8 protein-coding genes are annotated in these 6,460 nt (G+C 61.7%); 4 read left to right on the forward strand and 4 right to left on the reverse strand.

Features of this window, described 5'->3' with window-relative positions:
- The coding region (locus VGI36_20015) for a helix-turn-helix domain-containing protein (protein ID HEY2487435.1) at positions 1–559 on the forward strand (559 nt) is incomplete at its 5' end.
- Between the two features lie 297 nt (positions 560–856).
- Here the strand turns inward: VGI36_20015 and VGI36_20020 are convergent.
- Entirely contained in the window at positions 857–1,210 is a 354-nt protein-coding gene (locus tag VGI36_20020) for an NINE protein (protein ID HEY2487436.1), read from the reverse strand.
- Between the two features lie 250 nt (positions 1,211–1,460).
- On the opposite strand from VGI36_20020, the gene VGI36_20025 reads away from it, so the two are divergent.
- Positions 1,461–2,726: a trypsin-like peptidase domain-containing protein gene (locus tag VGI36_20025; GenBank protein HEY2487437.1), complete on the forward strand. Its 1,266-nt coding sequence runs from the start codon at positions 1,461–1,463 to the stop codon at positions 2,724–2,726.
- A 118-nt stretch (positions 2,727–2,844) separates the two neighbouring features.
- On the opposite strand, the gene VGI36_20030 is transcribed toward VGI36_20025, so the two are convergent.
- Positions 2,845–3,423: a hypothetical protein gene (locus VGI36_20030; GenBank protein HEY2487438.1), complete on the reverse strand. Its 579-nt coding sequence runs from the start codon at positions 3,421–3,423 to the stop codon at positions 2,845–2,847.
- 251 nt (positions 3,424–3,674) lie between these two features.
- On the opposite strand from VGI36_20030, the gene VGI36_20035 reads away from it, so the two are divergent.
- Positions 3,675–3,878, forward strand: a complete 204-nt coding sequence (locus VGI36_20035) for an ArsC/Spx/MgsR family protein (GenBank protein ID HEY2487439.1) — start codon at positions 3,675–3,677, stop codon at positions 3,876–3,878.
- Between the two features lie 76 nt (positions 3,879–3,954).
- On the opposite strand, the gene rpmB is transcribed toward VGI36_20035, so the two are convergent.
- Both rpmB and VGI36_20045 read right to left on the reverse strand, forming a co-directional pair.
- On the reverse strand, positions 3,955–4,143 hold the full coding sequence (gene rpmB / locus VGI36_20040; GenBank protein ID HEY2487440.1) for a 50S ribosomal protein L28: 189 nt from the start codon (positions 4,141–4,143) through the stop codon (positions 3,955–3,957).
- 35 nt (positions 4,144–4,178) lie between these two features.
- The gene (locus VGI36_20045) at positions 4,179–5,408 is read right to left on the reverse strand and encodes a hypothetical protein (GenBank protein ID HEY2487441.1); all 1,230 of its coding nucleotides are present in this window, start codon (positions 5,406–5,408) and stop codon (positions 4,179–4,181) included.
- A 161-nt stretch (positions 5,409–5,569) separates the two neighbouring features.
- Between VGI36_20045 and mutL the strand changes: the two genes are divergently transcribed.
- Positions 5,570–6,460, forward strand: an 891-nt coding sequence (mutL, locus tag VGI36_20050) for a DNA mismatch repair endonuclease MutL (protein ID HEY2487442.1), incomplete at its 3' end; no start/stop codon positions are given.

Below are 6,460 nucleotides of genomic sequence, written 5' to 3' on the forward strand. Positions count from 1 at the left end.
CGTGCTCATCGAGGAGATCGTGGTTGGGATCGTCGCCGATCAGAGCATCGAACTTGTGATCCACTGGAAGGGCGACAAGCACTCGGCGCTCTACGTACACAAAAATCGAACCGGCCAGCATCGGTATACAACGGACCGGGAGGTGGTCGAGGTCGTCAGGGATCTCGCCCGTACGCTTCCGGATGCTCAGATCGCACGCGTCCTCAATCGTCTCGGCTATCGTACGGGGGCGGGAAATACGTGGGTACAAACGCGGGTCAACTCGCTGCGCAATCATAACGGCATCGCGGCGTTCAATCCGGAACGCGATGGGAGTCAGGCGCTAACTATCGCCGCCGCCGCGAAGCTCCTTGGAGTAAGCACCGCGACCGTTCGCAAGCTGGTGGAATCCGGCCTGCTATGCGCGCATCAGCCGGTGCCGTACGCGCCATGGGCGATCAGCCCCGAACAACTGGCGAGCGAAAAGGTAAAAGCCGCCGTTGAGGCCATAAGGCTGCGGCAAAAGCTCCCGCGAAGCGTTCCAGCAGGGCAACTAAACCTAATAAATCCGGGCACATAGCGAGGTGGGCATTATGTCGTTGGATCGGAGGGTCCGAGAAACACCATGTTCTCCGCGCTCCACGAAAGCGAGGCTCGCCAGCTCCATGATCTGCTTGCGTGACGCGCCGGTGGCGAAGCTGAAGTCGGTTGGGCGCCACGCTGAGAGCCAATTTGACAGCCAAGACATTGAATCTCCTTGAACCTATTGCGTCTCGCTAGAAAAGAAACAGGCGTTTTTCAGAGACGTTCGGGCTAATCGGATTGGCTAGAAAGTTTTCGATCGAAGTATTAGATCGGCGGCTGATGCCGCAGTAGATTACTCCGCCTCCCACTCTGCAATCCGAAATCCATCGGCATCCTCAAACTCACCGGAGGCGATGATCGCCAGATCGTAGACCACCCCGATTCCAAACAGTCCGCCGGTGAGTAGCCACAGTATCCCGCTACCCATTCTCCCGACATAGAAGCGATGTACTCCAAATATGCCGAGGAATATGCAGAGCAGCAGCGCCGTCAGACGCGACCGATCGGAGATATCGGACCAGCCCTGAACGCTACTCGGAGCACCGCACTCAGGGCAGGCCCTCGCGCTTTGGTGCATGAGGTGGCCACACTTGGTGCAGTAGAACATTTCGCGAGCCGCGAGCTTGGGTCTACTTTTGTTCTGCATACCGAACCCCCTACCGATGATTACGTCAACCGATCCGCCGACAGTCAATTGCCCGCTGCAGCCGCAATCCTGCATCACGCATTCCGAGCTTTCCGTGCTGGATCTCGATTGCTGCAGAAAACCGTGCCCCAGAGCCGCAAGGTCCGGTTCGCGCCCGCCTCATTCGCCCTATGCCTCTACGGGGCACTTGCTTGAGCGCGGCAAACCGCGTCGAATATCCGGTGTCGACCGGATTAAAGGGACACACATTTTGAGTACGAATTTCTGCGGTCGTTGCGGCGGCGCGCGAGTATCGCGCGAGGACCTCTATTGTCGCGCGTGCGGCGCGTCATTCGACGAAACTGGTTCCGCTCTGTCCCCCAACCAGTCGCGGGCTCCCAGCGGAGGCCGCGGATGGACCTGGGCTGCAATCGCCTTTGGAATCGCGGCACTCACTCTCCTCGCCTGGCAGCAGCGCGCCGACCGCCAGTCCGTAAAGGCAACCGTTACGCCGGCGGCCGTCGAGCCGACCGCCAATCTGGGCGCGCTCATCAAACAGGCGCGCCCGGCGGTCGTAACAATCATCGTTTACGATCGGCGCGGGCACGAACTGGGTTTCGGCAGCGGATTTTTCGTCAGCTCAAGCGGCGAAATGTTGACCAACCATCACGTGATCGAGGGTGCCACCTCGGCCAAGGTCCGCACCCTTGACGGCCAACTGGCCCCGGTGCAGGTCATCCTTGCCGACGATGCAAAATCGGACCTGGCGCGCCTGCTGGTCCTTGATGAGGAAGAAACCCACTACCTGAGGGTCGCGTCCGAACGGCCGCAGGTGGGCGATCATGTGATGGTGATGGGCAGTCCGATGGGTCTGGACGAAACCGTCACCGAGGGAATCGTTTCGGCGGTCCCGGAACAGCGGGCCGGGCAAAGCGACCTGGAACCGGCCACCTTGCAAATCACCGCAGCCATCTCGGAAGGCTCCAGCGGCGGACCGGTCCTGAATGCGCGGGGCGAGGTGGTCGGCATCGCGACCGCGTTCATGCGCGAGGGCGAGAATCTGAACTTTGCGGTACCCCTGGAACGGATTCTCACGCTCGACCGAAGTCGCCCGCGTACCTTCGCACAATGGCGCCATCCCCAGCGTCCCGTCGCTGCCACCGACTACTACCTCGACGGGCTTGCGTCCTGGCACTTGTCCGATTGTGAAGCGGGGCTCGAGCTTTTCAAGAAAGCCCTCGACAAGGAGCCGCGTCTTGCCGAGGCGTGGTGGGGACGCGGACTCTGCCTCGTCGATGGCGACCAGCAGAACGACGCAATCGCCGCGTTCGATCGGGCTGTACAGCTGCGGCCTGACTTTGCCAACGCACACTACGACCTCGGGATGGTCTATGCCGATGAGGGCCGCCGTGATCTCGCGTCCCGGGAATGCGGTGTCCTGAAGAACCTGTCGCCGCCCCTCGCGCGCAAACTCGAAGGCTATCTAAGCGACGACCATCCTCGGGCGCTTGCCGCGCGCGGGGCCGCAAAGAAATGAAAGGCCGCGCCACGCGCCAACTGCGAGCAGCGAGCGGACCTCTCGAGCACTTCCGGTTCCAACTCCAGGGGAACGAGCCGGCCGGCTAAAGGGCTAACTACGGGAAACGCGCAACCGACTAAGGCGCCGCCGGCGATGCTGCAGCAGCCGGGGAAGGCGCCGGGGATGTCGGCAGTGCGGGCTCGGCAGCGGGAATCGGTGGGAGAGGCTTGGCCGGGCCGTAGAGCAACTGCACCACGGTATGTCCCTGCTTCAGCGATTCCATCGGGCGCCCCTTCATATTTGCCGTCGCAGGCGCGGGGCTCTGCACTATCGCCTCGGCGACTCCCTGACTCTCAAACGGACGGCGCACGTCCAGGGGCGCCGGCTCTACCACGCGTCCGATATTGAAATCGTCGTTGCCAACCACGAGGATTTTCGCTTTCAGGATTACGCCGCGCTCGGCGCGCAGATCGTAGAGCCCGGGCGGCAGGTAGGTCGCAAAGTCGCCATGGTTGTCAGTTGCCGCCACGAACATGTCGCCCGAAGCGCGATTCTGGAAATGAAGCTGGCGATTGTCGGCGGGCCTTCCGTCCTGATAAACGAAATTCCCGCTGACATGTGCGGAGGTAAAGGTGATGGCCGCGCCGGGAGCCGCCAGCCCCAGCGCCATCACGCAGCCGAGAATGAGAGGTTTGATTACCCTAATCGCGCGCATAATTTCCGCACCCTCCCTGGTCTTGGTGCCCGGGCCACGCTACACGATTGATCCTTTCGCGGCGCGCCGCCTATGCTTACCAAAAAACCCGCGCGAGAAAAGGCATGCAACGAGTCGTTCTTTATCACAACCCCGGCTGAGGAAACTCCCGCGGCGCGCTGCAGAAGCTGCGCGACCTAAAGGTCGAGTTCGACCTTATCGAATATCTGAAGAGCCCACCCGACCGAGCAACCCTCGAGAAAATACTTGCGATGCTGGAAAGTCCTCCCGCCGACCTGGTCCGCAAAGACAAGCGTTTCGAGGAACTAAAGCTGAAGGCGACAGACTACACCAGCAAAGAGCAGGTCACCGCGCTGCTGATCAAGCATCCCGAGCTCATGCAGCGGCCGATCGTCGTCCGAGGTAACCGCGCGGTGATCGCGAGACCACCCGATAAACTCGACGCGCTCTTCTGAGCGGAAAAGACTTGGCTCCCGGCCACACCGGAGGGCGGGAACCTGAATTGGTGCGGTGGCAAATCGTGCGGTGGGTTCAGGCGACTTTCTGGACTCTGCCCGCGCGGATGCATCGAGTGCAGACGCGGATTCGCTTGACGCCACCACCGATATGGGCGCGGACTTCTTGCAGATTCGGCTCCCAACGCCGCTTCGATTTGTTGTTGGCGTGGCTCACGTTGTTGCCAACCGACGGTGCCTTGCCGCAAAGTGCACAGCTTCTCATATTTAGATGTCTTCGCTTCCTTAAGTCTGAACCGCCTAGGGTAGCCCGACCTGAGCGCGCGTGAAAGAGGGCTCGAAGCGCGCTCGTAGCAAGACCACTCCGGAGGGATCGGCCGTCAACCGGGCCACCGCATCGCATCCGCACTTCATACTCATGAGCCAGGCCGCCTTGCTCAGTGCATTCGCATAGGCATCGAGGGACGTCTTGAGACCGTCGGCGGCCTTCTTATCCTGGATGGTCAGGTCCTTGCCACCCACGCTCACATCTTGGGGCGTCGTCCCGGTCACGCCGGTAACCATCTCGGTCACCATCGCGACGAACGCCGTCTGATCCAGCCCGGGCACATCGCTGGTCAAGACCTTTCGATACGCGTAGTCGGTTCGATGGTCAGCTTCGACCGCGAGGGCCCTGCTGATAGCGTCGGCTCGGCTAGTTTGCGCCTCTGGCGCGGCCTGGTACTGGGCGAGCATCAGGGTTGCCGCGTGCGAGTCGCCGCCTGCCATCGCACCCAGCGTCCGGCCGAGAAGGCCCTCAGCCTTCGCGCGTTTGAGCTTCACCTGTGCATCAGCCATCAGCTGTCGCACTTGAGGATTGTCCACTCCCGCCGCCTTGAACACGGCGAGCGCCGTATCCGCATCGCCGCGGTCGACCAGCGCCTTCGCGCAGGTCAGCATGTTGAGCGGCTGCGTCTCCCGCAGCGTCGAGGTGGAAAGATAGAGCTTGGTGGCCGCGACCAGCTTCGCTTCGACCCGTGCCTGCACGGCCTCGTAAGCCTGCCACGCGTTGCTCGACAGCAGCTTCTTGCCAGTCGCGCGCTCGACAAAGAGCTGCGCAGGAATGGACAGGATCGCGGTTGCCCCACCGACCACGGTTTCAGTGTCGGAGAAAGTAAATGCGTGCCGGTCCTCGGCCAGGGTGGAAAGATTCAGCGTCCAGATCTCATAGGTGCCGGTGAACCTGGCTTCCTTGTCCTCCTGCTGCGTATGAAAGGAGTCAGTTGGCAAGCTTACCACCATCAGCGCGTCGAGCTGGTCGTCCTTCTCACCGGCAACGAACCGTTTTACACAAGCATCAACGTCTCCCGGCGGTTGAATCGGAACGGCGGTAACATTGGGCAGTTTGGCAACCAGGTTGTCGATGTCGGTTTCGGTCTGCGGAGAAATCGGTCCGACCACGCCTACCCCGATTCTGACCTCGGCACCCGCCCGGGTTGCGCCGATTAGAGCGAGGGCGAGGGTGAGGGAAATGAACGTTCTCTTGAGCATCGGGGCGCTGGTTAGTTCAAAGCGCGGCGCGCAAGAGCTTTCCAGAATCGCGCCCCTCATTCAACTCGAGCGACGCGGTCCTCGTCCAAGCTTAGGTGCGAGCCTCCTTGCAGGGATCGGCTTGAGTATCGGGACCAAAAGCCGCATTGTCTAACAGAGCTATGGCTGGGCGGCTGATTCACATCCTGCCCGAGCAGGTTGCAAGCCAGATCGCAGCGGGCGAGGTGGTGGAGCGGCCCGCCTCCGCAGTCAAAGAGCTGGTAGAAAATTCTCTCGACGCCGGGGCGCATCGTATCGACATCGCAATTGAGCGCGGCGGCTGCGCGCGAATCCTGGTCTCGGACGATGGCTGCGGGATGAGCCGCGAGGACGCAGTCGTGTCGCTGCGCCGCCACGCGACTTCGAAGATTAGCAGCGCGGCCGACCTCGCGGCGATTCGCACGCTCGGGTTTCGCGGCGAGGCGCTCGCCTCCACGGCGAGCGTCTCGCGTATCACCCTGCGCACGCGGTGTCCCGCGGACGCCGCTGGAATCGAAGTCATCGCGACCGCCGGCGATATTGAAGACACGGCCGAATGCGCGATCGCACCGGGCACTCAGATCGAGGTACGCGATCTGTTTTTCAACACTCCCGCGCGCCTCAAGTTCCTCAAGACGGTTCCTACCGAGCAAAGCGCGGTCGCCGTGGCGATTCAGCGGCTGGCGCTGATGAACTATCAAATCGCCTTCTCGCTTTCCGCGGATGGCCGCACCCTGTTCGAATTGCCACGTGCGGCATCGTCGCTGGAACGGGTGCGCCAGATTTTAGGAGCAAAACTCGCTGCTCAAATGCTCACCTTTGAAGCGGTGCGCAATGCGATCCGGGTTCACGGCCTGGCCACCATGAGCCAGGAGTCGTTCGCGACCCCGAGACTTATCTTCACTTTCGTAAATGGCCGCTCGGTACGTGACAAGCTTCTCACTCGTGCGGTCGCACAGGCGTATCAGAGCCTGCTGCCGCGCGGGCGCCATCCTGCCATCGTCCTCGCCGTGGAACTGCGTCATGAAGACGTC

The sequence above is a fragment of the Candidatus Binataceae bacterium genome (assembly GCA_036495685.1).
Lineage (GTDB): Bacteria > Desulfobacterota > Binatia > Binatales > Binataceae > JAFAHS01.

Bases quoted from the DNA above. Each gene is read 5' to 3' on its own strand.
- VGI36_20020 (HEY2487436.1), bottom strand. From the start codon at position 1,210: ATGCAGAACAAAAGTAGACCCAAGCTCGCGGCTCGCGAAATGTTCTAC.
- VGI36_20030 (HEY2487438.1), bottom strand. From the start codon at position 3,423: ATGCGCGCGATTAGGGTAATCAAACCTCTCATTCTCGGCTGCGTGATG.
- VGI36_20035 (HEY2487439.1), top strand. From the start codon at position 3,675: ATGCTGGAAAGTCCTCCCGCCGACCTGGTCCGCAAAGACAAGCGTTTC.
- rpmB (HEY2487440.1), bottom strand. From the start codon at position 4,143: ATGAGAAGCTGTGCACTTTGCGGCAAGGCACCGTCGGTTGGCAACAAC.
- VGI36_20045 (HEY2487441.1), bottom strand. From the start codon at position 5,408: ATGCTCAAGAGAACGTTCATTTCCCTCACCCTCGCCCTCGCTCTAATC.